Origin of the sequence: Corallococcus carmarthensis (genome assembly GCF_003611695.1) — a bacterium.
GTDB lineage: Bacteria > Myxococcota > Myxococcia > Myxococcales > Myxococcaceae > Corallococcus > Corallococcus carmarthensis.
The window spans coordinates 1-26,555 of record NZ_RAWE01000134.1 but is presented as its reverse complement, the minus strand read 5'-3'; the positions used below and the strand labels follow the sequence as shown (position 1 = coordinate 26,555).

The window sequence follows — 26,555 nt, the reverse complement described above, 5'->3', positions numbered from 1 at the left end:
GGTCAGAGGCGCATGCGCGCGGCGCAGGGGCGGGCGCGGCGGGCGGCGGCGGCGCGGCGTTCGGGTCGACGATGTCGCTGATGCGTTTGACGACCGTCTTGCCGCTCATGTCGACGACCTTGAACTCCTCCTCCTCCGGGAGCTCGTCCATCGCCTGCTTGTTCGTGTCCGGCTTGAAGCGCTTCTTCTCCACCGGCTCCTGGCCGCGGTAGTGGCGCAGGATGGCGTGCTCGATTTCACGGTCGCCCGCCACCATGGGGACCACGCGGGCACGGCTGCGCGCCGCGACCTGGTCCAACGTGGCCAGGTCCGTGGGGTCGGACATCGCCAGCACCAGCGTCTTCCCGTTGTCCTTGAGCTGCACGGGGAAGACGCCCTTCTGCTCGGCGAGCCCTACGTCCACGCGCGAGAGGGCGGCCGCGTCCTTCGTCAGGTTGCCCAGCTGCACGCGCGGCATTCCCAGGCCCTGGCAGATGGCCTGGGTGATGGTCTCCTCGGAGGCCAGCCCCAGGTCCGCGACGACGCGCGACACGCGTCCGCCCCACTGGTCCAGCGACGCGAGCGCGCTGCGTAGCTGCAACTCGTCGATGACGCGCGCCTTGACGAGGATGTCCGCGATGCGATTCCGGGAAGGGGGAGCCATGGGGTGGGGATTCTAGCGTCTGATGGCGCGGACGCTCAGTCCACGTCGCTGAACCTGCCTCGAAGGCAGGGGAACATGCCTTGAGGGCAAGGAGGCCAGCACCATGCAACCGTTCGCGGACGCCGCCACCCAGACGTGCCCGTACTGCGGTGAAGAGGTGGAAGTCGACGTGGACTCGCTGGGCGCCTCCGCCGAGTCCTACGTGGAGGACTGCCCCGTCTGCTGCCGCCCCTGGGAGGTGCACGTCACCCGGGACGAGGACGGCGCCGTCGTCACGCTCGGCCGCGACGACGACTGAAAAGCCCGGCCAACGGCCTCTTGGCCGGAGGGCAAGCGGGCAGGCGCGGAGCCTTTTCGCGGGGCTCCAGGACGGCGGGGGCCGTTGCTTGACACGTCCCGAAGCATGGTTCTCTTGAGTCTTGTGAGGCGCTGCCGGGCGCTCCTGGAAACAGGGTCCCGGCCGCCCACTTCAACAACGACCGTGAAACCGCACGACGTGCGTCCCAAGGGACGTCACGAACAGGAGACGACCATGCTGAACGCCCGCAATCCCTACAACGCCGCCGTTGCCGTGCCCCTGCTGCGCGACTTCGACTTCCTCTTCCGCGAGCTGGCCTCGCCCGGCGTCCGCAATGACGCCGAGCGCACCGTCACGCCCGCGGCGGACATCCTGGAGGCCGAAGCCGGCATCACGCTGCGCGTCGACCTGCCCGGCCATGACGCCAAGGCCATCCAGGTGAAGGTCGAGGACGGCGTGCTGACCGTGCGCTCCGAGCGCAAGGCGGAAGTCGTGCCGGAGGGCAGCACCCTGCGCCGCCAGGAGCGCGCCTCGGGTGTCTACGCGCGCCAGTTCCGCCTGCCGGACACGGTGGATGCGACCCGCGTGGAGGCTCGCTACGACAATGGCGTGCTCACCCTCACCCTGCCGCGCCGCGAGGAGACCAAGCCCCGCGTCGTCGAGGTGAAGGTCCAGGGTTGATGCGCACGCATCAACACCCGCGATGGATGCGCGAGCACCCACCCATAAGGGAGGCCGCTGCCCTCGCTACAGCGAGGCGCGGCGACTCCCGCAAGCATCCTTGCGACCCGAGGGCTTCCGCGGTGGCCGGCGGAAGCCCCCGTCCCTTTACTTGCGAGCAGTGTTGAGCGCCAGCGGCACCCGGAACAGCTCCATGACCTGCGTCACGTCCAGCGGCTTGGGCAGGCACGCCACCGCGCCGGCCTGCTTGGACTGCTCCACCACGTCGGGCGTGTGATTGCTCGTCATGGTGATGAGACGCACGCCTTCCATCTGCTTGCGCGCGCGGATGCGCTTGCAGACCTCGATGCCGTCGATGTCCGGCATGTTGAGGTCGATGATCATCCCGTGCGGCTTCTGCTCCGACACCAGCAGCAGGGCCTCCACGCCGCTCGTCGTCGTCTGAAGCTCCACCTGGTTCGCGTGCGGCTTGAATGCGCGCTTGATGGCGTCCAGCACCGGGCGCTCGTCGTCCACGACCAGCAGGCGCACCGTGCTGCTGCCCAGCTCCTCGGGCACGGGCATCTGGTGGGTGACCAGGAAGGTGCGCAGGTCGGTCGAACGCACGCGCCGGTGGCCACCCGGAGTCCGGAAGGCCATCAGGATGCCGCGGTCGATCCACTTGCTCACCGTCGACGGGTCCACCTGAAGCAACCGACTGATGTCGTGCGTCGTGTAGAGCTGGTCCGTCATCGCCGTACTCCCCTCGGACTGCATCGTTCCACTAGCCATGGAAATAAACACCTACCTTGAATGCGGGGTTTGATCAACCCACCCTACGACGTGCTGCGTTTACCTGTGCTTCTCATCAGACCCACGGCGTCATCCCAACGGCCACTGGCACGGAGGCACAGCTCAACCAGCTCACGGGCGGCTCCGTGACCGCCCACGTTCTGCGTAACGAAGTGCGCTTCCTGGCGCACCTCTGGAACGGCATCCGCCGGACAGGCGGAAAGCCCGGAGAGCGACATGGGGTCCAGGTCGTTGAGGTCGTCTCCCATATACGCGCACTGATTTGCGGGTATCTGGAGTTGAGCAAGCAATTCCTGAAGGGCGGGACCCTTCTCCTTGCGGCCCTGGAAGATGGCGGCGAGGCCCAATTCTCGGCCTCGGGCCTCCACGATACGGGACGTGCGCGCGGTGAGGATGGCGGCGGGCAGGCCCACCAGGCGGGCCATGACGAGCGCATGGCCGTCCTTCACGTTGAAGCGTTTCATCACCTCGCCGTTGTCGCCGTAATACAGCGCGCCGTCGGTGAGGACGCCATCCACGTCGAACACGAGCAGTCGCACGCGCGACGCACGGGACGTCAGCTCTTCCTTGCCCGGCTTGGAAGGCGCTTCCGTCTGCATGGCCTCCTCACCTTTCGCGTCCATCAACTGGCTTCGTGACCCAGCGCGCGGCGGATGCTGAGCACATCTCGTACCACGTCCTCGAACATCTGTGGATTGAGCGAGCACGGACCGTCACACAGGGCACGGTCGGGGTCTTCGTGGACTTCTGTGAATAAAGCGTCAATCCCGGCGGCCGCGGCGCTGCGGGCGAGCAGTGAGACGAACCTGCGCTCACCGCCTGTCTTGCCATCGCTGGAGCTGGGGAGCTGGACGGCGTGGGTCGCGTCCATGCACACCACGAGGCCGGCCTCGCGCATCTGAGCGAGGCCGCGCATGTCCACGACGAGGTTGTTGTAGCCGAAGGAGGAACCGCGCTCGGTGACGAGCACGTTGGGGTTCCCCGTCTCCACGGCCTTCCTGGCCGAGTGGACGATGTCCTTGGGGGCCACGAACTGTCCCTTCTTCAAGTTCACCCCCTTGCCGGAGCGGGCGACCGCCTCCACGAGGTCCGTCTGGCGGCAGAGGAAGGCGGGTATCTGGATGATATCCACGACTTCAGCGGCAGGCCCGACGTGGCTGGTTTCATGGACGTCCGTGAGAACAGGCACGCCCACCTCCCGGCGGATACGGTCCAGGATTCTCAGACCTTCCTTCAAACCCGGACCGCGGAAGGACTTGCCGCTGGTCCGGTTGGCCTTGTCATAGGAACATTTGAAGGCATACGGGACGCCCAGCCGGGCGGTGATGCCCTTGAGCAGGTGGGCGTGGCGCAGGGCCATCTCCTCGGACTCGATGCTGTCCGGGCCGGCGATGACGAAGAGTCGCTGACCGGGGCCGACCTTGTGGCCGCACAGCTCGATGGAGGGGGGGTTGCTCATGAGCGCACCGGGGTGGCGGGAGGCTGGGTCCGGGTGGCGTCCCGCTGGGCGAGCGCCGCGCCGATGAAGCCGGAGAAGAGGGGGTGGGGGGCGAAGGGCTTGCTCTTGAACTCCGGGTGGAACTGGCAGCCGACGAAGTACGGATGATCCGCCAGTTCAATCATCTCCACCAGATTCAGCTCCGGGTTGTGGCCGGAGATGACGAGCCCGGCCTCCTGGAGACGGCCACGGTAGGCGTTGTTGACCTCGTAGCGGTGGCGGTGGCGCTCCTGGATGGCGTCCTGGGCGTAGAGCTTGTGCGCGACGGTGCCGGCCTTGAGCGCGCACGCGTAGCTGCCCAGGCGCATGGTGCCGCCCTTGTCCTGCACCTTCACCTGGCTCTCCATGAGCGTCACCACGGGGTGCGCGGTGTGCTCGTCGAACTCCAGGCTGTTGGCGCCCTTCAAGCCCAGCACGGTGCGGCTGAACTCCACCACGGCCATCTGGAGGCCCAGGCAGATGCCGAAGAACGGAATCTTGTTCTCCCGCGCGTAGCGGACCGCGGCGATCTTCCCTTCCGTGCCGCGCACGCCGAAGCCGCCGGGCACGAGCACCGCGTCCACGCCCGCGAGCGTCTTCTCCGGCCCCTGCGCCTCCACGTCCTGGCTGTCCACGAAGCGCAGCTTCACGCGCACGTCGTTGGCGATGCCGCCGTGGAGCAGGGACTCGTTGAGGCTCTTGTAGCTCTCCGTGAGGTTCACGTACTTGCCCACGATGGCGACGGTGACTTCACCGCGCGCGGGCTCGTAGATCTTCCGGACGATGGTCTCCCACTTCTCCAGGTGGGGCGCGCGGCTCCAGATGTTGAGCACCTCCGCCAGCCGCTCATCCAGGCCCTGGCGGTGCAGCTCCAGGGGCAGCTCGTAGATGCTGCGCACGTCCGGGGACGTGAACACGTTGCCGTTGTCCACGTTGCAGAACATGGCGATCTTGTCCTTCAGCTCGCGCGAAATCTCCCGGTCGGTGCGGCACAGGAGGAAGTCCGGCTGGATGCCGATTTCGCGCAGCTTCATCACCGAGTGCTGCGTGGGCTTGGTCTTCACCTCGCCCGCGGCGCCGATGTACGGCAGCAGCGTCAGGTGGATGTAGACCGCGTTCTGGCTGCCCACGTCGTAGCGCATCTGGCGGATGGCCTCGAGGAAGGGCAGGGACTCGATGTCACCCACCGTGCCGCCGACCTCCACGATGACGACGTCCACGTCCTGGGCGGCCTGGCGGATGCTGGCCTTGATTTCATCCGTGATGTGCGGAATCACCTGGACGGTCTTGCCCAGGTACTCGCCCCGTCGTTCCTTGGTGATGACCGCGTTGTAGATGCGGCCGGAGGTGAAGTTGTTGAGGCGGCTCATCCGGGCGTGGGTGAACCGCTCGTAGTGGCCCAGGTCCATGTCGGTCTCGCCACCATCCTCGGTGACGAAGACCTCGCCGTGCTGGAAGGGGCTCATCGTGCCCGGATCCACGTTGATGTAGGGATCCAGCTTGATGAGCGTGATGTCCAGCCCGCGGTTCTCGAGGAGGGCGCCAATGGATGCGGAGGCCAGTCCCTTCCCCAGCGAGCTGACCACGCCGCCCGTCACGAAGATGAACTTGGTTTTCTTGGAGCGCATGTCCCTTCCTGCCAAGAGGGCCAGGGGGCGTCAAATATTCTCTGACGCACGGACGGCCGGCTGGCCCCGACCCGCGAGGTCAGCCCTTCACTGCGCGTCCCAACCCCCGGGGCGGGCGACCGCGAACTGCTGGGCGGTGGGCTGGCCCACGCGGAAGTGGCGCAGGTCGCACCCCCGGCAACTCCAGCCTTCCCAGCCTTTCTTCACGACCTGGTGCAGGCAGGCGTCGTAGTTGGGACAAAAAAGATTGCGCTGGTCATCCACGGTCTCCTCGTCACGGAGGGCGGAAGGCAGAGGGATGGGACACGGCGTGATGGACACGGCAGTTCTCCGGCAGGCGACCCCAACGGTCGTGGATGGCGCTTCCCCCCGGCGGCCACGAACCGGTGGTCGGGCAGGACATTCCCGGTAGGGCGGGGGACGAAAAAAGTCGCCCCCGCCGGCAAAGGCGGGGGCGACTCGTTACCGCAGGCGTCACTTCCGCCGGGGAGACACTGCGTTAGCAGGCCACCGCGACGGAGGTGGACGCCTTGATCTTGCTGTCGTTCAAGGCATCACCTCCTTTCTTGCGGCAGCAGAGATAATGCGTGCCCCCTTTTCGCGCCACGAAGAGCGCGAGGCGGGTGGGGGCCGTCCGGGGAACGAGCGTTCAGGCGGCGACGACCTGGCGCTCCACGAGGCGGCGGTACAGGCCGTCCTGCGTCATGAGGGTGGAGTGGGTGCCGCTCTGCACCACGCGGCCGTGCTCCAGCACCAGCACGCGCTGGGCGTTGGCCACGGTGGACAGGCGGTGGGCGATGATGAGCGTGGTGCGGCCCTGCATCAGCCGGTCCAGGGCGTCCTTCACCAGGTGCTCGCTCTCCGAGTCCAGGGCGCTGGTGGCTTCGTCCAGGATGAGGATGCGCGGGTCCTTGAGCACGGCCCGCGCGATGGCCACGCGCTGCTTCTGGCCGCCGGACAGCTGCACGCCTCGCTCGCCCACCTCCGTGCGGTAGCCGTCCGGGAAGCGCTGGATGAAGTCGTGCGCGTTCGCGGCCCGGGCGGCGGCTTCAATCTCCGCGTCGGTGGCGTCCGGGCGGCCGTAGCGGATGTTGTCCGCGATGGAGCAGGAGAAGAGCAGGGGCTCCTGGGCGACCATGCCCACGTGGCGCCTCAGCCAGCTGGGGTCCAGGGATTTGAGGGGGCGCCCATCCAGGAGCAGCTGGCCCTGGAGCGGATCATAGAAACGGGACAGGAGGGCGGCGAGGGTGGACTTGCCGGCGCCGGAGGAGCCCACCACGGCGACGACCTCGCCGGCCTTGAGCGTGAGGTCGATGCCCTGGAGCACCGGCACATCCGGGCGCGTGGGGTAGGCGAAGTGCACGCCCCGCAGCTCCACGAGGCCCTCGACGGAGGCGGGGCGCTCGCCCTCGGTGGCGGGGATGGTGGGCGCGCGGTCCATCAGTTCGAAGACGCGCTCGGCGGCACCCGAGGCGCGCATGAAGTCCGCCCAGAGGTCCACCAGGGCGCCCAGGGACATGGCCACGAGCATCGTGTAGATGAGGAACGAGGTGAGCGCGCCCACGGAGAGCTCGCCGTCCACCACCAGCCGGCCGCCGTACCAGAACACCACCACCGCGGCGATGTAGCCCGCGCTGGAGGCGCCCCCCATGAAGGCGGCGGACTGGCGCGCGCGGTGGCGGGCGACTTCGTAGGCGTGGCGCACGGTGTTGCCGTAGCGCGCCACCTCCGAGGGCTCCGCCGCGAAGGAGCGCACGGTGCGCATGCCGGACAGGCTCTCCTCCGCGACCTCACTGGCCTTGGCGAGCGCGTCCTGCACGTTGCGCGACAGCCCGCGCACGCGCCGGCCGTAGACCATGCCACCCACGGCCACCAGGGGCACGATGGCGAGCATCAGGAACGTGAGCGAGGGCGAGGTGTAGAAGAGCAGCACGATGCCGCCCAGGGCCTGCACGGCGTTGCGCAGCCCCATGGAGATGTTCACGCTCACGGTGTTCTGGAGCACGGTGGTGTCGGAGGCGAGCCGGCTGGTGAGCTCCCCCGTGCGGTGCGTGTCGAAGAAGGCCACCTCCTGGTTCATGAGGCTTCGGAAGAAGTCATGGCGCAGGCGCATGACCACGCGCTCTCCGGCATTGGAGAAGAGGTAGTAGCGCAGGGCGGTGGCGATGCCCTGGACCAGGAAGACGGCCAGCATGACGAGCGCGGCCTTGTCGATGAGGTCGCGGTTCTTCGCGTTGAGGGCCTCGTCGATGAGGATGCGGACCCCCTGGGGGTAGACCAGGCTGGCGCCGCTGCTGATGAGCAGGAAGAAGGTGGCGACCAGCAGCGTGCCTACTTCGGGGCGGGCCAGGGCCAGCAGGCGGCGCACGGTGACCCCGGAGGAGAGGCTGGATGTCGGAGCGGTAACGGAGGGAGGCACTGGCGGAGCCTACTGGACTCTGGCGGGCCGTGCAGCCCGGACGGAGATGCAGGGCCGGGATGCAGGCGGGAGGCCTGGGTGGTATTTCAGGGCCGTTCCACGTGAGGAGGGGCCATGGAGACGCGCGTCTTTGGCAACACCGGGGTGGCGGTGCCTGTCATCGGACAGGGCACCTGGCAGATGGAGGACGACGACGCGGCAGCGGCCATCCGGGCCCTGCGCGCCGGGTTGGACCTGGGGCTCACGCACCTGGACACCGCGGAGCTCTACGGGCAGGGGCGGGTGGAGGAGGCGCTGGTGGCGAAGGCCATCGCGGGCCGGCGCGACGAGGTGTTCCTCGTCTCCAAGGTGATGCCGTCCAACGCGACGCGGAGGGGCACGGTGGCCGCCTGTGAGCGCAGCCTGAAGCGGCTCGGCACGGACCGGCTGGACTGCTACCTGTTGCACTGGCCCGGTTCGCACCCGCTGGAGGGCACGGTGGAGGCCTTCGAGGAGCTGGTGGCGGCCGGGAAGATCCGCTCCTGGGGTGTGAGCAACTTCGGGGTGGAGGACCTGGAGGAGGTGCTGGCCCTCGCGGGCAAGGGGCGCATCGCGTGCAACCAGGTGCTGTATCACCTGGAGGAGCGCGCCATCGAGCACGCCGTCGTCCCGTGGTGTGAGTCCCAGGGCGTGGCGGTGGTGGCCTACAGCCCCTTCGGCAACGGGCAGTTCCCGTCGCCCACCAGTGCGGGTGGCAAGGTGCTGGCGTCCATCGCGAATGCACACGGCGTGACGCCCTTCCAGGTGGCGCTCCAGTTCCTCGTGCGCCGGCCGTCGGTGTTCGCCATCCCCAAGGCGAGCGACATGGCGCACGTGCGTGACAACGCGAGCGCGGCCTCGCTGAAGCTCACGCCGGAGGAGCTCCAGCGCATCGACGCGGCCTTCCCGAAGGGCGACGAGCCGGACGAGCTGCCGGTCATCTGAGCCGGCGCGGGCGTGTTTCAGCCGCGCTCGCGCATCACGGCCTCCACGCGGGCCACGTCCTCCGGCACGTCCACCGCCACCGTGCGCCAGGACACGCTGGCGCAGCGGATGCGCAGGCCGTGCTCCAGGGCGCGCAGCTGTTCCAGCTTCTCCGCCTCCTCCAGCGGGGTGGGGCTGAGCGTGGCGAGCTGGAGCAGCGTGTCGCGCCGGTAGCCATAGAGGCCCAGGTGGGCCCAGCGGCGCACGGGCGTGCCGGGTTCACGGGCGTGTGGCACCGCGGCTCGGCTGAAGTAGAGCGCGTCGCCGTTGAGGGCGAGCACGGCCTTCACCACGTTGGGGTTCTCCACCTCCTCCGGCTCCAGGGGGCGCACCAGCGTGGCCATGTGCACGGCGTCGTCCTGGAAGAGGTCCGCCAGCACCTTGAGTGCGGCGGGGTCCACGAGCGGCTCATCGCCCTGCACGTTCACCCACACCTCCACGTCCGGGCGGGAGCGGGCGACCTCCGCGATGCGGTCCGTGCCGGTGGGGCAGGCGGGGCTGGTCATCACGGCGCGGCCGCCGAAGCCCTCCACGACGTCGCGGATCCGCGCGTCGTCGGTGGCCACCCACACCTCGTCGAAGGCGCTGGCTTCCTGACAGCGGCGCCAGACGTGTTCGATCATGGGGCGGCCAGCGATGAGGGCGAGCGGCTTGCCAGGGAAGCGGGTGCTGGCATGGCGGGCGGGGATGACGGCCACGGTGTAGGAGGCGGGCATGGGGCGGCATCTATCAGATTCAGGACGTCCCGCCGCGCCCGGGAGGTGACCCACCACTGGCCAGAATGCGTGCCATGCCTAGCTTCCGGGGCGACATGAAGAAGGTCATCCACATCGTTGGCGCGCGTCCGAATTTCATGAAGGTGGCACCCATTCACCGGGCCATCTCCGCGCGTACGTCCCTGCAGCAGCTCGTCATCCACACCGGCCAGCACTACGACGCGAAGATGAGTGACGTCTTCTTCGCGGACCTGGGCCTGCCTCCGCCCGAAATCCACCTGGGCATCGGCTCCGGGAGCCATGCCGAGCAGACGGCGAAGATGATGGTGGAGATGGAGAAGGTCTTCCTCAAGGAGAAGCCGGACCTGGTCTCCGTGGTGGGCGACGTGAACAGCACCATCGCCGCGGCGCTGGTCACGTCCAAGCTGGCCATCCCGCTGTCCCACGTGGAAGCGGGCCTGCGCAGCTTCGAGCGGCACCAGCCGGAGGAGATCAACCGCGTCGTCACCGACCGGCTCTCCGACCTGCTGCTCACGCCGTCGCGCGACGCGGACGCGAACCTCTTGAAGGAGGGCATCGACCCGAAGCACATCCACCTGGTGGGCAACGTGATGATCGACTCGCTCCTGTCGTCCAAGGAGAAGGCCGACCAGCTGCCCACGCTGAAGACCCTGGGCCTGACGCCGAAGGGCTACGTGGTGGCGACGCTGCACCGTCCGTCCAACGTGGACAACCCGAAGTTGCTGGCGGGCCTGCTGGGCGTGCTGATGGACGTGGCGAAGCAGCTGCCCGTCGTGTTCCCGGTGCACCCGCGCACGCGGAAGATGATTTCCGAGCAGGGCCTGGGCCCCCAGCTGGAGCAGACGCCGGGGCTCAAGCTGGTGGACCCCATGGGCTACCTGGAGTTCCTGTCGGTGACGTCGCAGGCGAAGCTCGTGATGACGGACTCCGGCGGTTTGCAGGAGGAGACCACGGCGCTGAACGTGCCGTGCCTCACCATGCGCGAGCAGACCGAGCGTCCCATCACCGTGGAGGTCGGCTCCAACGAGGTGGTGGGCACCGACCCCGCGCGCATCCGCGAGGCCGCGACCCGCGTGCTGGCCGGCGACTTCAAGAAGGGCCGTGTGCCGGAGCTGTGGGACGGCCGCACGGGCGAGCGCATCGCGGACCTGTACGCGCGCTTCCTGGGCGTGGAGACGAAGCGCGCCTTCGGGTGAGCTGAAGCGGACGCGTTCGTGAGGCAGTCAGGCCGCCGGGTGCTCGCGTCTTCGTGCGCGGGGGCCGGGCGGCTTTCGCGTTTCAAAGCATGGTAGAGCGTCGGGCTCGCCATGCGTGAAGACGCCGACTCCGCTCCCGCTTCGGCCGTGCCCGACGGCTACGTCGACATCCCGTTCGTCGTGGAGCCGAACTACGCGGGGTGGCGGCTGGACCGCTACCTCTGCGAGAAGATCCGCCGCATGGACCTGGAGCGCGTGCGCGGCATCATCCTGCGCGGCGTGCTGTGCGACGAGTACCGGCTCAAGCCGTCCACGCCCGTGTACCCGGGGCTCACCTTCCGGATCCGCCGCCCCGCGAGCCAGGAGCCCGTGACGCCCACGGTGCTGCCCGTGGTCTTCTCCGATGACTGGCTGCTGGTGCTCGACAAGCCAGCGGGGCTGCCCATCCACCCCACCGCGCGCTACCACAAGGGCACGCTGGTGACGCTGTTGCGCGAGCGCTTCGGTGAGCGCTTCGCGGAGCCCGCGCACCGTCTGGACCGCGAGACGAGCGGGCTGGTGGTGTGCGGCCGCACCACCGAGTCCTGCCGCGTGCTGGGCGGACTCTTCCTGTCGCGCGACGTGCACAAGGAGTACCTGGCGCTGTGCGAAGGGCAGCCATCCGAGGACACCTTCGCCGTGGATGCGCCCATCGCGGAGGGCACGGACCTGATCCGCATCGCCGTGCGAATCGACCCGGTGGCGGGCAAGCCCAGCCGCACGCGCTTCCAGGTGCTTCAGCGCTTCATGCATGGCGGTGCGCCGTTCGCGCTGCTGCGTTGCTTCCCTGAGACGGGGCGGCAGCATCAGATCCGCATCCACCTGCGTGAGGCGGGATTTCCGCTGGTCGGGGACAAGATGTACGGGCCGGACCCCGGCTACTTCGACCGCTTCAGCAAGCACTCGCTGGAGCCGGAGGCGTGGGTGCGGCTGCGGTTGCCCCGCCATGCGCTCCATGCGGAGCGCATCACGTTCCCGCACCCGGGCACCGGGGAGCCCGTCACCTTCGCTTCGCCGCTTCCCGACGACCTGAAGGACTTCATCGCTGGGAGGGCTCCGGTCCCCGTGACCGGGGAGTCTGAACCCTCCGGGACTCCGTGAGGGACCCGGCGCGAGTTGCAGCCGCTAGGTCAGCTCACGCAAGAACGACGCGACCCCCTCCGCCAGGCGCTCGGGTTGGTCAAACGGAAGGCCGTGGGCGGCGTCCTGGACCTGTTCGATTCGCACGCGTGGGTTGAGGCTCCGCAGTTCCGTCGCCATCTCGAGCGTGACGACGGGGCTGCTGTCCCCAATGACGAGGAGGGTCGGGACGTCAATCGCGCGCACCACGTCGCGATACTCGGGGTTGGGCGGCGTGAGGACGTCGAAGGCGTCCAGGTGGGTCTTCAGTCTCGCCTCGGCGAGCAGCTCGATGAGCTCGGGCGAGCGACGCGGCTGCCGGGCTCGGGCCTGGGCGACGAGGTCGGATTTGCTCAAGCCGAGGGCCCGGCGGTGTTGTTCGGCGACGTCGCTGTCGTGCACCTCGCGCTGGCGCTCGGGGCTCAAGAACGTCGGGTCGACCAGGACGAGGCCGCGGATGCCGCCCTCTCCTCGGCTCGCCACCACCGCGGCGGTCATGCCGCCCATCGAGTGGCCCATCAGAACCGGACGAGACAGCTCCAGGCCGCGGATGAGGCCCACGACGTCGCTCGCGTGATCGTCGTACCGGTAGCCGTGGCGCGGTGCGCTTGAACCGCCGTGCCCTCTGGCGTCGGGCATGACGACGTCGAATTCACCTTCGAGCGCTCTCGCCACGGGAGTCCAGCAGGCGCCGCTCCCGATCAATCCATGGAGGAGAACGACAGGAGGGTTGGCGCCTCCGGTCCGGAGGTAGTGGATGTCGATGCCGTTCGTTTCGCAGGCTCCACGCCTCCAGGTCGTCATGGGGCTGTTCCTGCCTGCCGCGGCTTCGCAAGTGAAGTTCAATCAGCCCGGCTTGCGAAGGATCTTCGCGCACGCCGGCACCAGGCCCGCGACGACGGAGCGGACGAACTGCCGCTCCGCCTGTGCGAGCCCGGGCCGGCCCGGAGGCGCGGCCGGCAGCTCAGGCACTGAGCTTGGTGGCGCCACCCGCGCTCTGGGACAGCTTGTCGGTGAGGTACTGCCCGGAGAAGCACGCGGTGCAGTAGGTGCTCCGCTTCGGGTCATCCACCGCGGTGCCCAGCCCCTCCAGCGACAGGTAGCCCAGGGAGTCCGCCGTCACGTACTTCGCGATCTCCTCCGTGGTGTGGCTGGCGGCGATGAGCTCCGTGCGACTGGGCGTGTCGATGCCGTAGTAGCAGGGCCACTGCGTGGGCGGCGACGAGATGCGCAGGTGCACCTCCACGGCGCCCGCGGCCTTGAGCATCTTCACGATCTTCCGGCTGGTGGTGCCGCGCACGATGGAGTCATCCACCACCACCACGCGCTTGCCCTTGAGCACCTGGCGCACGGCGGACAGCTTCAGCTTCACGCCGAAGTGGCGGATGGACTGCTGCGGTTCGATGAAGGTGCGGCCCACGTAGTGGCTGCGGATGAGGCCCACGTCGTACGGGATGCCGCTCGCCTGCGAGAAGCCGATGGCCGCGGGCACGCCCGAGTCCGGCACCGCGATGACCAGGTCTGCTTCCGCGGGCTGCTCGCGCGCCAGCTGGATGCCCAGGCGCTTGCGCACTTCATAGACGCTGCTGCCGAAGAGCACCGAGTCCGGCTTGGCGAAGTAGACGTGCTCGAAGATGCAGCGGCCCAGCCGCGCCGCGGGCTTGAAGGGCATGCTGGTGCGCAGCACGCCGTTCTCGATGACGACCAGCTCGCCGGGCTCCAGCTCGCGGACGATCTCCGCTTCGATGAGGTCCAGCGCCGTCGTCTCGCTGGCGAGCACGTACACGCCATCCTTCATCTTGCCCAGCACCAGCGGCCGGAAGCCGTTGGGGTCGCGCACCGCGATGAGCTTGTCCTCGGTGAGGAGCAGGATGCTGTAGGCGCCCTCCACCCGGCGCAGCGCGTCCACGAGGCGCGCCTCGAAGGTGGGCTGCTTGGAGCGGGCGAGGAGGTGCATCACCACCTCCGTGTCCGCGTCCGACTGGAACAGCGCGCCCTCCGACTCCAGCTCCGCCTTGAGCTCCGTCGCGTTCACGATGTTGCCGTTGTGCGCGATGGAGAACTGGCCGCCCGCGTAGTTCACGAACAGGGGCTGGGCGTTCTTGATCCCGCTGCCGCCCGCCGTGCTGTAGCGCACGTGGCCGATGGCCGCCTTGCCAGGGAGGTTTTCAATCACCGGCGCGGTGAAGATGTCCGCGACCAGGCCCATCTGCCGGTGCGCGCGCAGGGTGTGCCCGTCGGACGCGACGATGCCGGCGGACTCCTGTCCGCGGTGCTGCAGGGCGTGCAACCCCAGGTACGTCAGGTTGGACGCCTCTCCATGACCCACGATTCCGAAGATGCCGCACATGGCGCGCTGCCTTACCCCTTTCGACCGCGAAGCGGAACAGGAACGCACGCCTTGAAGGTGGGTATTCCACCCGAGGTCGACGTCGGCCCTTGTAGGCCAGGCAAGGTGCCATTGCCTGAAAGGTAGGAGCCGCCCGGAAGCGCCAAGGGGGTACGCTCCCCACCGGCATGTCTTCCTTCCGACGCTCCTTCCTCCGCACCCTGCTGCCCTTCGCCTTGCTAACGGCCGGGGCCGCCTACGCGCTCGCCTCATGGAACTGGTGCGGAAGGTGGGAAGAACGCACGCCCGAGGTGCTGTCACAGGTGCGTGGCGAAGGCCCCCTCAAGGCAGGCGCGGCGAAGGTGGCCCTGTCCCCGCCCTTTCCGGTGGTGGTGGCCGGCTATGCCCCACCCCGGTCCGAGGCGAGCCAGGCCGAGCTTCCCCTCCATGCGAGGGCCCTGGTGCTGGAGGCCGGTGGCGCGCGCGTGGGCGTGGTGTCGCTGGAGCTGCTCTTCGTGACCCCGGAAATCACGGCGCGGGTGCGCGAGCGCGCCGCGCAGGCAGGGGTGAAGGAGGTGCTGGTGGTGGCCACGCACACGCACTCCTCTTTTGGAGGCTACGACGCGCGGTGGGTGGCCGAGCTGTCCGGCACGGGGCGCTACCAGGAGGCCTCCGTGAACGCGGTGGTGGCCGGCGCGAGCGAGGCGCTGGAGAAGGCCGCGGCCTCGATGGCGGATGTGACGATGGAGGTGGGCGGCGCCGCGGACGCGGGGCTCGTCTATTCCCGCAGCGGGGGCGATGTGCCGGACGGCCAGCTCACGCGGGTGGTGCTGCGCGGGGCGGCGGGGCCGGTGGCGGAGGTGCTGGTGTTCGCCGCGCACGCCACGCTCATTCCCCGGCAGCGGACGCTGGTGGATCCGGACTACCCGGGCCGCCTGAGCATGCTGCGCGAGGAGACGGGGCAAGGCGTCTCGCTGTTCGTGCAGGGCAGCGCGGGCAATGCGTCCGTGGCCTTCTCCGAGGGCCAGGGCCCCGAGCGCGCCCTGGGCTTCGCGCGCAAGCTGTCCACGCTGGCGGACACGGCGGCCGGAGTGCCCGAGGCGGCGCCGGTGCGGCTGGCGTTCGCGCGGGTCCAGACCGCGCTGCCCCGGCCGGACTCGTCGCGGCTGGTGCCCGCCTTCACCCGGGCGGCCGGGGACAACTTCCTGTGCGCTTCGTCCCCGCGTGAAACGGAAGTGGACGCGCTGACGCTGGGGCCCCTGGAGCTGCTGTCCATCCCGGGCGAGCCCACGGTGGGCGCGGGCCGGGCGCTGGCGGACCTCTCCGGGGCAACGCACGTGCTGGGGCTCGCCAACGGCTACGTGGGCTACCTGGATACGGCGGAGCAGGTGCGCGCGGGGCAGGGCGAGTCCCGGCGCCAGTACTTCGGTCCCACCCTGCTGGAGCGCCTGGGCGCCGCCGCGCGCGTGGCTTCCGGCGCGGTGGGCTTCTCTCCCGGGAAGTAGAACGGGCTTCCGCAACGAAGGCCCGTCCGCCCGCCTGCCCCGCGGACCTCCTGGCGTCCGGCCGCCGTGGGGACGCACCGTCGCTGAAGGAGGGCCCGCTGCCTACCTTGGTCCTCGGATCGTCTTTGCGAGGCAGGGGGTACGGGATGAGGTGGGAAGGCGGACGTCGCAGCTCGAACATCGAGGACCGGCGGGGCAGCGGCTTTGGACGCCCGCTCGCGGTGGGCGGTGGCGCCGCGTCGTTGGTGGTGGCCTTGCTGGTGATGCTGCTGGGCGGTGACCCGTCCGATGTGCAGATCGGCTCGCGCACCTCTCCGTATTCCGACCCGGCCACGGGCGGCTCCGGGAACGTGGATCCCCAGCAGGAGAAGCTGAAGGACTTCGCCTCCGTCGTCCTCGCGGACACCGAGGACACCTGGCCCGGCCTGCTGGAGCCCCAGGGCGTGCGCTACGTGCAGCCGCGCATGGTGCTCTTCTCGGGCGCGGTGCAGTCCGCGTGTGGCATGCAGGAGAGCGCGGTGGGGCCCTTCTACTGCCCGGGCGACCAGAAGGTGTACCTGGACCTGAGCTTCTTCGACGAGCTGGAGAGCCGCTTCGGCGCGCCGGGTGACTTCGGCCGCGCGTACGTCATCGCGCACGAGGTGGGCCACCACGTGCAGAACCTGCTGGGCATCTCCCGCAAGGTGCAGTCGCTGCGCAACCGCACGAGCGAGGAGCAGGCCAACCAGCTCTCCGTGCTGACGGAGCTCCAGGCGGACTGCTTCGCCGGCATCTGGGCCAACCACGCGCAGAAGGAGCGCAACCTCCTGGAGCAGGGCGACGTGGAGGAGGGCCTGGGCGCCGCCAGCGCCGTGGGCGACGACACGCTCCAGAAGCGGGCCCGGGGCTACGTCGTCCCCGAGTCCTTCACCCACGGCTCCGCCGCCCAGCGCATGACCTGGTTCAAGCGCGGCCTGGAGCAGGGGACGCTGGAGGCGTGCGACACCTTCAACGCCCGCCGGTAGGGACGCGGAAGGAAGGCCTCAGCGTGTCCGGGGCGCCTGCGTGGCGCCCGGCCCGTGCAGCGGCTGGCGCAGCTGCTGCGTCCCCATGAGCGGTTGCTGGAGCTGATACGTCCCGTTCAACGGCTGCTGGAGCTGGTACGTGCCGATGAGCGGCTGCTGGAGCTGGTACGTGCCGATGAGCGGCTGCTGGAGCTGGTACGAACCGGCCATGGGTTGCTGGAGCTGATACGAGCCGATGAGTGGCTGCTGGAGCTGGTACGTGCCGGCCATGGGTTGCTGGAGCTGGTACGAACCGGCGGGCGGCTGCTGGAACCCGCTGTCCGCGGGCGGCTGATACCAGTAATTGTCCCAGAAGGTGTTGTCGCCGGAGCCGCTTGTCAGTGATTGCCGGTCATCCGGGTTCTGCAAGTCATTGCCCTCCGGGGCAGCCGCCGCTTCGTCCTGCTGCGCCAGAGCCGTCATGGCCGGTCCGGACGCGAGCGTCACCACCAGGGTCACCCAGGTGCCTGCGCGCATGGGAGTCCTCCTTCCTTCCGTCGCGGGAGAGGGGAACCAGGGCCGCGACCTGCTTCTCAAGATGACCGCCCGGGTGGGCCGAGGGGAGCGCGGCGACCGGGCCCGGGGGCTTGCTCGGGCGCAGGTCATGGAGCCATGCGTCAATTGCATTCCGGACACATTCCGAACGATAGGCTTACCGCGTGCGCGTGCTTTTCAAGCATGGCCAAAGGAGCGCTGCGTCAAAACACAAACGTGTAACTTGTGCTTGTCGCCAGTGTGTCTTTGCTCCGAGCATGCCGCCTTCCCGCTGCTTCGCGGGCCCGGGTGCTTCCCCGAGGCCCATGCGGAGCGGCTTCGCGGAGGAATGACATGCCCCGTTTGCAGTGGTCCCGCGCTACGAGCGCGACCCTTCTGGCCCTGGTAGCGGCCCTCTCGCTGAGCGCCTGCTCGGATGACGACGACAACACGCCGGACTCGGGCGTGAAGGTGGACGCGGGGACGGACGCGGGCAGCGACGCGGGGACGAACACGGACGCGGGCAGCGACGCGGGCTCCGTGGACACGGGCATCGCCTGGGACGGCGGCAGCGCGGGCACCTTCTCCTGTGAGGGCAAGACCCAGGCGACGCTGAACTTCGCGCCGGGGCAGGAAGAGGCGCTCCAGGACCAGGTGAACACGCTGGCCGAGTGCACCACCATCCAGCTGGCGGCGGGCACGTACACCTTCGACAACGCCATCACCATCCGCCAGAACGGCATCACGCTGGCGGGCGCGGGCAAGGGCACGAAGGGCGAGGGTACGGGCGGGGCGAGCAGCACGGTGCTGGTGTTCACCAACGCCGCGGCGAACTCCAACGGCCTGGACGTGGTGGGCAACCGCTTCGAGGTGCGCGACCTGGCGGTGTGGAACGCGAAGAAGGACGCCATCCGCGTGGAGTCCTCCGTGGACGTGGTGATGCGCCGCGTGCGCACCGAGTGGGCGGAGGCCGACAAGGAGAGCAACGGCAAGTACGGCCTGTACCCGGTGAAGTCCAAGTACGTCCTCATCGAGGACTGCGAGGCGTACAACGCCGCGGACGCGGGCATCTACGTGGGCCAGACGGAGTACGCCGTCGTGCGCAACAACGTGGCGAAGCAGAACGTGGCGGGCATCGAGATTGAAAACACGAAGTACGCCTACGTGCTGGGCAACACCGCCCAGGACAACACCACGGGCCTGGTGGTGTTCGACCTGCCGGGCAACCCCATCAAGGGGACCGACATCCGGGTGAAGAACAACACCATCACCGGCAACAACCGGAACAACTTCGCGTCCGTCGCGGCCAGCAGCAGCACGGTGTCGCAGGTGCCGGCGGGCACGGGCACGTTCATGCTGGCGTCGCGCCGCGTGGAGCTGACGGGCAACACCTGGGGCAACAACAACACGGTGGACGTGGCGGTGCTGAGTGGTCTCGCCATCGAGGACGACGTCACCCTGTGGGAAGCGGGCGGCTTCAACTTCGCGAGCGCGGACGTCTACATCCACCACAACACCTTCCAGGGCGGCAGCGGCGACTCCGTGGACAACGGCAACCTGAGCCCGCAGCTGCGTCCCCTGGGCGCGGCCCTGGCGGCGCTCTACGCCTATGGCGAGACGCAGGGCACGCTCGGCGTGGAGCACCTGGTGTGGGACGGCCTGGATCCGTACGGCCATGACCGCGCGCTGGTGAACCCCATCAACATCTGCTTCGCCAACAACACGCTGCCCTCGGGCACCACCACGGCCATCGTGGACCTGGACCTGCAGGCGGCCGCCACCCTCGCGACCCAGGGCAACCTGCCGGGCGCGTGGGGCCGCACGCGGCACTACGCGGCCACGAAGGCCGAGTTCGCCTGCTCGGGCTTCAGCCCCGCGCTGACGATTGGCGACTTCATCCAGTAACCCCGTTCAGGGAGCGTGACACCCATGTGGACGTCGTTCGTGAGCCCCCGTCTCTCCGTGGTGCTGCTGGCATTGACGCTGGCGGCCTGCGGTTCCTCCGACCCGGAAGGTCCCGGGACCCCACCCGACGCGGGAACCACCGTGCCGGATGCCGGAACGGGGGACGCGGGGGGGCCGGACGCGGGTGAGCCGGACGCGGGCAGCGACGCGGGGACGGATGCCGGAACGGCCGACGCGGGCGTTGCGGACGCGGGCCCCGTGGACGCGGGTCCCCCCCTGGTCATTCCCAACACGCTGTCGGGCTTCGGGCTGTTCACCGGAAGCCCGGCGGACGGGGGCCTCGTCCCGGTGGAGGGCAACGTGCCCTACACCCTGTCCACCGCGCTGTTCTCCGATTACGCGGTCAAGTCACGCACCCTGTACATCCCCCCCGGCAAGACGGCGCACTACGAGCCCGTGGCCGCGCTGGACCTGCCGGTGGGGACGCTCATCACGAAGACGTTCGCCTTCCCGGCGGACCTGCGGCAGCCGGACCAGGACGTGCGGGTCATCGAGACGCGCGTCCTGGTGCACCAGCCCGCGGGCTGGGAGGCATGGCCGTACGTGTGGAACACGGAGCAGACGGAGGCCACGCTGGCCACCGGTGGCCGTTCCCGCGACGTGACGTTCATCGACCTGGAGGGGGAGACCCGGTCGTTCAAGTACTCGGTGCCCTCCAAGAACCAGTGCCAGCAGTGCCACCACCTGGTGGACGAGACGGGGGCGCAGGTGATGCACCCCATTGGCGTGAAGGCGCGCTACCTGCACCGCCCGAACACCTACGGCGGCGTGGAGCATGATCAGCTGGAGTACCTGGCGTCGCTGGGCAAGCTGGACGGGCTGCCCGCTCCCGCGAACCTGCCCAAGGCGCCGGATGCGTTCGACCCGCAGGCGGCGGACCTGCCCACGCGGGCGCGCACGTACCTGGACATCAACTGCGCGCATTGCCACAACCCGAAGGGGACGGCGGGCATCACCAGCCAGCTGTTCCTCAACTTCGACAACGCGAGCCTGTTCTCCCTGGGCGAGTGCAAGCGCCCGGGCTCAGCAGGCGCGGGCGTGGGCGGCGAGTTCGACATCGTCCCCGGCAACCACGCGGAGTCCATCCTCTGGTACCGGATGCACACGGAGGAGTCCGGCAAGATGATGCCGCAGATTGGCCGCACGGTTCACCACGCGGAGGGCTCTCAGCTCATCGCGGATTGGATCGACTCCATGCCGGCGAAGACCTGCAAGTAGCGCTCAGGCGGCGGGCGACGGGGGCTCCTCCAGCCCCACGTTGCTGGACGCGCGGTTGTAGACGTCCAGGTCCAGCAGGCCCTCCTCGCGCGCCACCAGCACCGGCACCAGCATCTGGCCGGTGACGTTGGTGAGGGTGCGCATCATGTCCAGCACCCGGTCGATGGCCAGCAGGTAGCCCAGGCCCTCCAGGGGCAGCCCCGCGGCGCTGAGGACGACGGTGGTCATCACCACCGCCGTGCCGGGCACGCCCGCGGTGCCGAAGCTGCCCAGCACCGACGCCAGCAGGATGATGAAGAGCTGTGGCGCGGACAGCGTCAGGCCGAAGTACTGGGCGACGAACAGCGACGTCATGGCCGGGTAGATGGCGCCGCAGCCGTCCATCTTGATGGTGGCGCCCAGCGGCACCGCGAACGCCGCGTAGTCGCGGTTGACGCCCAGGTTGTGCGTGACGCTGCGCAGGGCCACCGGCATGGACGCGAAGCTGGAGGAGCTGACGAACGCCACCTGCATGCCCGGCGCCGCGCCCCGGAAGAAGCGCAGCGGGTTGAGTCCGTGCGCCGCCAGCAGCCCGCCATACACGAAGACGACGTGCACCGCGCACGCGAGGTACAGCGTGAGGACGAAGGTGCCCAGGGGCAGCAGGCGCTCGAAGCCGTAGGTGCCCACCAGCGCGGCGATGAGGCCGAAGGTGCCCAGCGGCGTCAGCTCCAGCACGAAGCGGGTGACCTGAATCATGGCGTCGCTGGCCTCGCCCACGAGCTCTCGCAGGCGCGCGGTGCGGTCCCCCAGCTTCACCAGCGCGAAGCCCACCAGCCCCGCGAAGAAGATGACCTGGAGCATCTTGCCCTCCGCCAGCGCGGCGAAGGGGTTGGTGGGCACCACGTCCAGCAGCACCTGCACCGGGCCGGGCACCTGCCGGGGCTTGTAGTCGCTGGCCACCTGGAGCTGGCCCACGCCCACGCCCGGCTTCGTGAGGGCGGCGGTGCCCAGGCCCACGCCCACGGCCAGCGCGGCGGTGACGGCGAACCAGAGGAAGGTACGGCCGCCCAGCGCCGCCACGCTCTTCTGTCCGCGCAGCGCGGACACCGCGTGGATGACGGCGAAGAACACCAGCGGTGTGGCGATCATCCGGATGAGCTGCACGTAGAGCGTGCCCAGGGGCTGGAGCCACGTGCCGGCCCGGTCGCCCAGCGCCCATCCGGCGAGCGCGCCCAGCACGAAGGCGCCCAGCACGCGCTGCCAGAAGGGAATGCGGAACCAGCGGGCCCAGGGCTTCATCGCGCGACACCTCTCACACCGGTGGACCGGCAGACCCTAACTCCCTCGTGGGTCCGGCGCCGTGTTCCCGTCCGCGAGACGCCCCACATCATTGCGACCCGCTCCCCGGCCCCCTAGGCTCCGGCCCGCTTTTCCCCCAAGCCCATGCCTGGAGTGTTGCCATGAAGTTCACGAGCAAGGACGTGTCGAAGCTGCTGGAGGAAGTCAGCGGGTCCGAGGTCCTGGTGGGCCACGCCTGCGCGACGTCGTACCTCAACGGCCAGAACTACACCTGGAATGGCACCCAGTGGGTGGGCACCTACTTCCCGCAGCTCAAGTATCCGGTGGGCGAGGACTCGAGCAGCTCCTGCTAGGCGGCGTTTCAAAGGCCCTGCCTCCCGTGAAGGTCGCCATCGTGGACAGTGGTGTGTCGGTGGGCTTCCTCCGCGGGGCGGGGCTGTCGCTCGCCGGGGCCGCGAGCTTCACCGTGGACCGGGAGGCGCGGCGCCTGGAGTCCCGCGTCCACTCGCGTGAGGAGCTGGCCGCCTGGCGCGACGGCGCCTCCGTGCTGGAGGACCTGGAGGACACGCACGGTCACGGCACCGCGGTGCTGAGCATCCTGCTGGACCAGGGCCGTGCCGGCGCTGACGTGGACTGGTACGTCGCGCGCGTGCTGGATGGGCGGATGCGGGGGGATTCGCTGTGCCTGCTGGAAGCGCTGGAGTGGCTGACAAAGGACGTGCGGCCGGACGTCATCAACCTGAGCCTGGGCACCGTGGGCCGCGCCTTCGAGGCGCCCCTGACGGCCTTGCTGCGCCGGGCGGTGGAGCAGGGCAGCGTGGTGCTCTGCGCCGCAGGTCCCGTGTCGGGCCTGCCGTCCGGAATGCCGGCGGTGGTGACGGTGGCGGACGCGGCCATGGCCCTCGCGCTGCGCAAGGGAGACATCGTGGACCACGTCGAGGACGCGGCCACGGTGCGGCTGTACGCGGACGGCGCCTGGGGCGAGCGCCCCATGACGAGCAGCTACGCCTGCGCCCTCGCGGCGGCGCGGGTGCTGCGCGAGGGCTGTCCTCCCGGGTGGCGGCACGCCACCGCGTCACAGCGGACGCGGTGACGTCACCTTCCCGCGTGGGGCTCAGGCCGGGACGCGGTCGTTGTCCTTGCGGTCCCAGTGCCGGTGCTTCGCGAGCGCCTGGGAGAACGCGGTGGCGAACGCCGTGCCGGCCCCCGCCTTGGAGCCCGCGACGATGCCGGGCGCGGCCGGGTCGATTTCGCAGGCCTTGAGCAGCTCCTCCGCGTCCTTGGCCGCGCCCACCGTCTTGCAGTGCAGGTAGGCCTCCTGCACGAAGTGGCGCGCCTTGCCGTCCTTCTTCAGCGTCGCCACGCTCGCGGCGCCGCCGGGGATGAAGACGCCGTCATATTCGATGGAGTCCGTGGTCAGCGCGCTCTTGTCCACCGGCACGTCCTTGCCGTTGGCGGCCTTCACCGTGCCCAGGCGCTTGGCGATGACCTTCACCAGCGCGCCCTGCGCCTCCAGCTCCTTGCGCACGGCCATCAGCTCATCCGCGTCCACGCCGTCCGCGACGAGCACGCCAATCTTCCGGGTCTTGATGGACGGCGGCATGGCCTGCTTCATCGCCTCCATGCTCAGGGCCTTGGATGCGGGCGGGCCCTTGGGCGTGACGGGCGTGGCCTTGGGGGCGGGCAGGCCCAGCCCTTCCGCGACGGCGGACACCAGCAGGGCGTCAATCTTCGCGAAGTGCTCCAGCACGCGCTCCTGGATGGCCTTCGTCTCCACCTTGCCCAGTTCGAAGCGGCACGCGTCGATGAGGTGCTCCTGCTCCGGCGCGGACAGGCTGCGGAAGAACAGCGCCGCCTGGCTGTAGTGGTCGTTGAAGGAGGCGGAGCGCTCGCGCAGCTTCTGCCCGCTCACCTGCTCCGGGTGGTGCACGTAGCCGCCCTGCTTCTGGGACGCGAGGAACGGGCAGCCGCCGCCCAGCGAGTTGGGGAAGTAGTTGGCGCGGCCCACGTTGCTCGTGTGCCGGCCGAAGCCGTCCTGCTGATTGTTGTGCACCGGCGCCACGGGCCGGTTGATGGGGATCTCCGCGAAGTTCGGCCCGCCCAGGCGCGTCAGCTGCGTGTCCAGGTACGAGAAGAGCCGCGCCTGCATCAGCGGATCATCCGTGAAGTCGATGCCCGGCACGATGTTGGCCACGCAGAAGGCGACCTGCTCCGTCTCCGCGAAGAAGTTCGTCGGGTTGCGGTTGAGCGTGAGCTTGCCCACCGGCTGCACCGGGACGACCTCCTCCGGGATGAGCTTGGTCGCGTCCAGCAGGTCCACGCCCAGCTTCTGCGCGTCCGCCTCCTCGAGAATCTGGATGCCCAGCTCGTACTCGGGGAAGTCCCCCTGTTCGATGGCCTCGTAGAGGTCGCGGCGGTGGAAGTCCGGGTCCTTGCCGGAGAGCTTCTGGGCTTCATCCCAGACGAGCGAGTGCGTGCCCAGCAGTGGCTTCCAGTGGAACTTCACGAAGCGCGCGGTGTTCTTCTCGTCGATGAAGCGGAAGGTGTGGACGCCGAAGCCCTGCATCATCCGGAAGCTGCGCGGGATGGCGCGGTCGGACATGGTCCACATGACCATGTGCATCGTCTCCGGGACGAGCGACACGAAGTCCCAGAACGAGTCGTGCGCGGTGGCCGCCTGGGGAATTTCGTGGTGGGGCTCCGCCTTGGCGGCGTGGATGATGTCCGGGAACTTGATGCCGTCCTGGATGAAGAAGACGGGGATGTTGTTGCCCACCAGGTCCCAGTTGCCTTCCTCCGTGTAGAACTTCACCGCGAAGCCGCGCACGTCGCGCACGGTGTCCGCGGAGCCGCGCGAGCCCGCGACGGTGGAGAAGCGCACGAACACGGGCGTCTTCTTGGCCGGGTCCTGGAGGAACTTCGCGCGGGTGTACTTCGCCTGGGATTCGTACACCTGGAAGTAGCCGTGGGCGCCCGCGCCGCGAGCGTGGACGACGCGCTCGGGGATCCGCTCGTGGTCGAAGCGGGTGATCTTCTCGCGGAAGTGGAAGTCCTCCAGGAGCGTGGGGCCGCGCGCGCCAATCTTGAGCGAGTCGTCGGTGTGCTCGACGCGGATGCCCTGGTCCGTGGTGAGGAAGTTGCCCGTGGGCTCCGAGCGGTCCCTTGAGAGCTGCTGATCCTTGCTCTTCTCGTCGACATACACCGGGGCCGGCTGCTTCTGTGAGGTCACTGCACTGCCTCCTTCAAGGGGACGTGCAGGGTGCCGGATGGCGCGGGAGCCGCACGCCTTCTGATCCGCGTCTGGACGATGCAGGACGGAGGGCGGCGGCGGTGTCCGGTTGCGTTCGTTCGGGACGTTGGCCAGCGAGCGTCAGGCGTCCTTCGCCAGGCGCACCAGCATCTTGCCGGTGTTGTCCCCGCGCAGCATGCCGATGAAAGCGCCGGGTGCCTTCTCCAGGCTGTCCACCACGGTGGACACGTCCGACACCTTGCCCTCGCGCAGCCACCTGCCCATGTCGCGCAGGAAGTCTGGCTGCCGGTTCGCGTGGTCGATGACGATGTAGCCCTGGAGGGTGAGGCGCCTGCCCACGGCGAGTCCCAGGTTGCGCGGACCGGGCGTGGGGGCGGTGGCGTTGTACTGGGAGATGGCGCCGCACAGGACGATGCGGCCGTGGTTCTTCATCAGGCCGATGGCGGCCTCCAGGTGGTCGCCGCCCACGTTGTCGAAGTAGACGTCGATGCCGTCGGGGCAGGCCTTGGCCAGGGACTCGGCGATGGGAGCGGTCTTGTAGTTGAGCGCGGCGTCGAACTTGAGCTCCTCGCGGAGGTACTTCGCCTTCGCGTCCGAGCCGGCGCTGCCCACCACGCGGCAGCCCTGGATGCGGGCCAGCTGTCCCACGACGCTGCCCACGGCGCCCGCCGCGGCGGACACGAAGACGGTCTCACCGGCCTTCGGCTTGCCGATGTCGAGCAGGCCCACGTACGCGGTCAGCCCGGGCATGCCGAGCACCCCGAGGTACGCGGAGAGCGGGCCCACGGAAGGGTCTGCCTTCTGGTAGTGCTTCGCGGGCGCGACGGCGTATTCGCGCCAGCCGCCGGTGCCGGCGACGACGAAGTCCCCTTCCTTGAAGTCGGGCGAGCGCGAGCGGATGACCTGGCCCACGCTGCCGCCGTCCATGACTTCGCCCAGCTTGAAGGGCGGGACATAGGACTTCGCGTCGTTCATGCGGCCGCGCATGTACGGATCCACGGACATGAAGTGGTTGCGCACCAGGAGCTGTCCTTCGGCGGGTTCCGGGACGGAGACGGTGACGGTCTCGAAGTTCGCCGGCGTGGGCTCACCGTGCGGGCGGGACTTCAGGTGGATTTCACGTCCCTGGAGCGGCGGGGTCATGGGGTCCTTTCGTGGAAGGAGGAGGGTTGCGCGGGCCTCTTAACCACGGGGACACGGTGGGGCAGGGAATTGGGCGGGGAATCGCGGGAAGATGTGTAAGGTAGGACGCCGGACGTGTGCCCTGTCATGTCGGACGGGCGTGCTACCCCTGGCGTTCATGGATAGAGTGATGGGCGGCGGGGAATGGGGAGATGCGATGGGAAAGAAGCCTGCGACCTATGCGGACCTGGAGGCGCTTCCCGAGCATGTCGTGGGGGAGATTGTCGCGGGTGAGCTGTATGCAAGCCCACGGCCTGCGATGCGGCATGCCTTGGCT

26 protein-coding genes are annotated in these 26,555 nt (G+C 69.1%); 11 read left to right on the top strand and 15 right to left on the bottom strand.

Annotation, left to right across the window (positions count from 1 at the left end; translation table 11 throughout):
* Positions 1-643 (bottom strand): GspE/PulE/PilB domain-containing protein (locus D7X32_RS28770; RefSeq protein ID WP_120605763.1); only part of this gene is annotated, 643 nt, incomplete at its 3' end.
* Between the two features lie 103 nt (positions 644-746).
* On the opposite strand from D7X32_RS28770, the gene D7X32_RS28765 reads away from it, so the two are divergent.
* Positions 747-941: a CPXCG motif-containing cysteine-rich protein gene (locus D7X32_RS28765; RefSeq protein ID WP_120605762.1), complete on the top strand. Its 195-nt coding sequence runs from the start codon at positions 747-749 to the stop codon at positions 939-941.
* Between the two features lie 234 nt (positions 942-1,175).
* Positions 1,176-1,622 (top strand): Hsp20/alpha crystallin family protein, encoded by a 447-nt coding sequence (locus tag D7X32_RS28760; RefSeq protein ID WP_120605761.1) that lies wholly within the window; start codon positions 1,176-1,178, stop codon positions 1,620-1,622.
* 147 nt (positions 1,623-1,769) lie between these two features.
* On the opposite strand, the gene D7X32_RS28755 is transcribed toward D7X32_RS28760, so the two are convergent.
* The 6 genes from D7X32_RS28755 to D7X32_RS28730 all read right to left on the bottom strand — a co-directional run bounded on the left by D7X32_RS28755 (position 1,770) and on the right by D7X32_RS28730 (position 7,938).
* Complete coding sequence (locus tag D7X32_RS28755; protein ID WP_120550420.1) at positions 1,770-2,393, bottom strand: response regulator; 624 nt, start codon at positions 2,391-2,393, stop codon at positions 1,770-1,772.
* 44 nt (positions 2,394-2,437) lie between these two features.
* The gene (locus tag D7X32_RS28750) at positions 2,438-3,013 is read right to left on the bottom strand and encodes a KdsC family phosphatase (RefSeq protein WP_208752565.1); all 576 of its coding nucleotides are present in this window, start codon (positions 3,011-3,013) and stop codon (positions 2,438-2,440) included.
* Between the two features lie 23 nt (positions 3,014-3,036).
* Complete coding sequence (kdsA, locus tag D7X32_RS28745) at positions 3,037-3,873, bottom strand: 3-deoxy-8-phosphooctulonate synthase (RefSeq protein ID WP_120605759.1); 837 nt, start codon at positions 3,871-3,873, stop codon at positions 3,037-3,039.
* On the bottom strand, positions 3,870-5,519 hold the full coding sequence (pyrG, locus tag D7X32_RS28740) for a CTP synthase (RefSeq protein ID WP_120605758.1): 1,650 nt from the start codon (positions 5,517-5,519) through the stop codon (positions 3,870-3,872). The genes kdsA and pyrG overlap by 4 nt, the downstream gene beginning before the upstream one ends.
* A gap of 87 nt (positions 5,520-5,606) precedes the next feature.
* Positions 5,607-5,840 (bottom strand): hypothetical protein, encoded by a 234-nt coding sequence (locus tag D7X32_RS28735; RefSeq protein WP_014393887.1) that lies wholly within the window; start codon positions 5,838-5,840, stop codon positions 5,607-5,609.
* A gap of 328 nt (positions 5,841-6,168) precedes the next feature.
* Positions 6,169-7,938 (bottom strand): ABC transporter ATP-binding protein, encoded by a 1,770-nt coding sequence (locus D7X32_RS28730; RefSeq protein WP_120605757.1) that lies wholly within the window; start codon positions 7,936-7,938, stop codon positions 6,169-6,171.
* A gap of 114 nt (positions 7,939-8,052) precedes the next feature.
* Here D7X32_RS28730 and D7X32_RS28725 point away from each other — a divergent pair, with 114 nt between their 5' ends.
* Positions 8,053-8,901 (top strand): aldo/keto reductase, encoded by an 849-nt coding sequence (locus D7X32_RS28725; RefSeq protein ID WP_120605756.1) that lies wholly within the window; start codon positions 8,053-8,055, stop codon positions 8,899-8,901.
* Between the two features lie 17 nt (positions 8,902-8,918).
* Here the strand turns inward: D7X32_RS28725 and kdsB are convergent, their stop codons facing one another.
* Entirely contained in the window at positions 8,919-9,656 is a 738-nt protein-coding gene (gene kdsB / locus D7X32_RS28720) for a 3-deoxy-manno-octulosonate cytidylyltransferase (RefSeq protein WP_120605755.1), read from the bottom strand.
* A gap of 95 nt (positions 9,657-9,751) precedes the next feature.
* On the opposite strand from kdsB, the gene wecB reads away from it, so the two are divergent.
* Together wecB and D7X32_RS28710 are read left to right on the top strand one after the other, a co-directional pair.
* On the top strand, positions 9,752-10,873 hold the full coding sequence (gene wecB, locus D7X32_RS28715) for a non-hydrolyzing UDP-N-acetylglucosamine 2-epimerase (RefSeq protein ID WP_120605754.1): 1,122 nt from the start codon (positions 9,752-9,754) through the stop codon (positions 10,871-10,873).
* 111 nt (positions 10,874-10,984) lie between these two features.
* Positions 10,985-12,013 carry an RluA family pseudouridine synthase gene (locus D7X32_RS28710; protein WP_120605753.1) on the top strand — a complete coding sequence of 343 codons (1,029 nt, stop codon included), beginning with the start codon at positions 10,985-10,987 and terminating at the stop codon, positions 12,011-12,013.
* 24 nt (positions 12,014-12,037) lie between these two features.
* On the opposite strand, the gene D7X32_RS28705 is transcribed toward D7X32_RS28710, so the two are convergent.
* Genes D7X32_RS28705 through purF form a run of 3 tightly spaced genes read right to left on the bottom strand, consistent with a single transcriptional unit; the run spans position 12,038 to position 14,381 of the window.
* Positions 12,038-12,835, bottom strand: a complete 798-nt coding sequence (locus tag D7X32_RS28705; protein ID WP_120605752.1) for an alpha/beta fold hydrolase — start codon at positions 12,833-12,835, stop codon at positions 12,038-12,040.
* Positions 12,836-12,877: 42 nt separating this feature from the next.
* Complete coding sequence (locus tag D7X32_RS47640) at positions 12,878-13,003, bottom strand: hypothetical protein (protein ID WP_279635629.1); 126 nt, start codon at positions 13,001-13,003, stop codon at positions 12,878-12,880.
* Complete coding sequence (gene purF / locus D7X32_RS28700) at positions 12,996-14,381, bottom strand: amidophosphoribosyltransferase (RefSeq protein WP_216618272.1); 1,386 nt, start codon at positions 14,379-14,381, stop codon at positions 12,996-12,998. The genes D7X32_RS47640 and purF overlap by 8 nt, the downstream gene beginning before the upstream one ends.
* A 167-nt stretch (positions 14,382-14,548) precedes the next feature.
* Between purF and D7X32_RS28695 the strand changes: the two genes are divergently transcribed.
* Positions 14,549-15,865 (top strand): neutral/alkaline non-lysosomal ceramidase N-terminal domain-containing protein, encoded by a 1,317-nt coding sequence (locus D7X32_RS28695; protein ID WP_120605750.1) that lies wholly within the window; start codon positions 14,549-14,551, stop codon positions 15,863-15,865.
* 146 nt (positions 15,866-16,011) lie between these two features.
* Positions 16,012-16,869, top strand: a complete 858-nt coding sequence (ypfJ, locus tag D7X32_RS28690; RefSeq protein WP_120605749.1) for a KPN_02809 family neutral zinc metallopeptidase — start codon at positions 16,012-16,014, stop codon at positions 16,867-16,869.
* An 18-nt stretch (positions 16,870-16,887) separates the two neighbouring features.
* Here ypfJ and D7X32_RS28685 read toward each other — a convergent pair whose 3' ends face one another.
* On the bottom strand, positions 16,888-17,385 hold the full coding sequence (locus D7X32_RS28685; RefSeq protein ID WP_120605748.1) for a hypothetical protein: 498 nt from the start codon (positions 17,383-17,385) through the stop codon (positions 16,888-16,890).
* Between the two features lie 351 nt (positions 17,386-17,736).
* On the opposite strand from D7X32_RS28685, the gene D7X32_RS28680 reads away from it, so the two are divergent.
* Complete coding sequence (locus tag D7X32_RS28680) at positions 17,737-19,287, top strand: parallel beta-helix domain-containing protein (RefSeq protein WP_120605747.1); 1,551 nt, start codon at positions 17,737-17,739, stop codon at positions 19,285-19,287.
* Positions 19,288-19,326: 39 nt separating this feature from the next.
* The gene (locus D7X32_RS28675) at positions 19,327-20,565 is read left to right on the top strand and encodes an SO2930 family diheme c-type cytochrome (RefSeq protein ID WP_279635628.1); all 1,239 of its coding nucleotides are present in this window, start codon (positions 19,327-19,329) and stop codon (positions 20,563-20,565) included.
* A 3-nt stretch (positions 20,566-20,568) separates the two neighbouring features.
* Here the strand turns inward: D7X32_RS28675 and D7X32_RS28670 are convergent, their stop codons facing one another.
* Positions 20,569-21,846 carry a dicarboxylate/amino acid:cation symporter gene (locus D7X32_RS28670; RefSeq protein WP_120605745.1) on the bottom strand — a complete coding sequence of 426 codons (1,278 nt, stop codon included), beginning with the start codon at positions 21,844-21,846 and terminating at the stop codon, positions 20,569-20,571.
* A 161-nt stretch (positions 21,847-22,007) separates the two neighbouring features.
* Here D7X32_RS28670 and D7X32_RS28665 point away from each other — a divergent pair, with 161 nt between their 5' ends.
* The gene (locus D7X32_RS28665; RefSeq protein ID WP_120605744.1) at positions 22,008-22,199 is read left to right on the top strand and encodes a hypothetical protein; all 192 of its coding nucleotides are present in this window, start codon (positions 22,008-22,010) and stop codon (positions 22,197-22,199) included.
* Positions 22,200-22,225: 26 nt separating this feature from the next.
* Positions 22,226-22,939, top strand: a complete 714-nt coding sequence (locus tag D7X32_RS28660) for a S8/S53 family peptidase (RefSeq protein ID WP_120605743.1) — start codon at positions 22,226-22,228, stop codon at positions 22,937-22,939.
* Positions 22,940-22,960: 21 nt separating this feature from the next.
* Here D7X32_RS28660 and D7X32_RS28655 read toward each other — a convergent pair whose 3' ends face one another.
* On the bottom strand, positions 22,961-25,075 hold the full coding sequence (locus D7X32_RS28655; RefSeq protein WP_171448223.1) for a catalase: 2,115 nt from the start codon (positions 25,073-25,075) through the stop codon (positions 22,961-22,963).
* Between the two features lie 141 nt (positions 25,076-25,216).
* Positions 25,217-26,239 (bottom strand): NADP-dependent oxidoreductase, encoded by a 1,023-nt coding sequence (locus tag D7X32_RS28650; RefSeq protein WP_120605742.1) that lies wholly within the window; start codon positions 26,237-26,239, stop codon positions 25,217-25,219.
* Positions 26,240-26,555: the final 316 nt, after the last annotated feature.

What these genes read in the sequence shown, in the direction of transcription:
- D7X32_RS28765 (WP_120605762.1), top strand. Translation starts at nt 747, where the DNA reads ATGCAACCGTTCGCGGACGCCGCCACCCAGACGTGCCCGTACTGCGGT.
- kdsA (WP_120605759.1), bottom strand. Translation starts at nt 3,873, where the DNA reads ATGAGCAACCCCCCCTCCATCGAGCTGTGCGGCCACAAGGTCGGCCCC.
- kdsB (WP_120605755.1), bottom strand. Translation starts at nt 9,656, where the DNA reads ATGCCCGCCTCCTACACCGTGGCCGTCATCCCCGCCCGCCATGCCAGC.
- D7X32_RS28725 (WP_120605756.1), top strand. Translation starts at nt 8,053, where the DNA reads ATGGAGACGCGCGTCTTTGGCAACACCGGGGTGGCGGTGCCTGTCATC.
- D7X32_RS28685 (WP_120605748.1), bottom strand. Translation starts at nt 17,385, where the DNA reads ATGCGCGCAGGCACCTGGGTGACCCTGGTGGTGACGCTCGCGTCCGGA.
- purF (WP_216618272.1), bottom strand. Translation starts at nt 14,381, where the DNA reads ATGTGCGGCATCTTCGGAATCGTGGGTCATGGAGAGGCGTCCAACCTG.
- D7X32_RS28760 (WP_120605761.1), top strand. Translation starts at nt 1,176, where the DNA reads ATGCTGAACGCCCGCAATCCCTACAACGCCGCCGTTGCCGTGCCCCTG.
- wecB (WP_120605754.1), top strand. Translation starts at nt 9,752, where the DNA reads ATGAAGAAGGTCATCCACATCGTTGGCGCGCGTCCGAATTTCATGAAG.
- D7X32_RS28750 (WP_208752565.1), bottom strand. Translation starts at nt 3,013, where the DNA reads ATGCAGACGGAAGCGCCTTCCAAGCCGGGCAAGGAAGAGCTGACGTCC.
- D7X32_RS28680 (WP_120605747.1), top strand. Translation starts at nt 17,737, where the DNA reads ATGCCCCGTTTGCAGTGGTCCCGCGCTACGAGCGCGACCCTTCTGGCC.
- pyrG (WP_120605758.1), bottom strand. Translation starts at nt 5,519, where the DNA reads ATGCGCTCCAAGAAAACCAAGTTCATCTTCGTGACGGGCGGCGTGGTC.
- D7X32_RS28705 (WP_120605752.1), bottom strand. Translation starts at nt 12,835, where the DNA reads ATGACGACCTGGAGGCGTGGAGCCTGCGAAACGAACGGCATCGACATC.
- ypfJ (WP_120605749.1), top strand. Translation starts at nt 16,012, where the DNA reads ATGAGGTGGGAAGGCGGACGTCGCAGCTCGAACATCGAGGACCGGCGG.
- D7X32_RS28650 (WP_120605742.1), bottom strand. Translation starts at nt 26,239, where the DNA reads ATGACCCCGCCGCTCCAGGGACGTGAAATCCACCTGAAGTCCCGCCCG.
- D7X32_RS28665 (WP_120605744.1), top strand. Translation starts at nt 22,008, where the DNA reads ATGAAGTTCACGAGCAAGGACGTGTCGAAGCTGCTGGAGGAAGTCAGC.
- D7X32_RS28755 (WP_120550420.1), bottom strand. Translation starts at nt 2,393, where the DNA reads ATGGCTAGTGGAACGATGCAGTCCGAGGGGAGTACGGCGATGACGGAC.
- D7X32_RS28670 (WP_120605745.1), bottom strand. Translation starts at nt 21,846, where the DNA reads ATGAAGCCCTGGGCCCGCTGGTTCCGCATTCCCTTCTGGCAGCGCGTG.
- D7X32_RS28695 (WP_120605750.1), top strand. Translation starts at nt 14,549, where the DNA reads ATGTCTTCCTTCCGACGCTCCTTCCTCCGCACCCTGCTGCCCTTCGCC.
- D7X32_RS28710 (WP_120605753.1), top strand. Translation starts at nt 10,985, where the DNA reads ATGCGTGAAGACGCCGACTCCGCTCCCGCTTCGGCCGTGCCCGACGGC.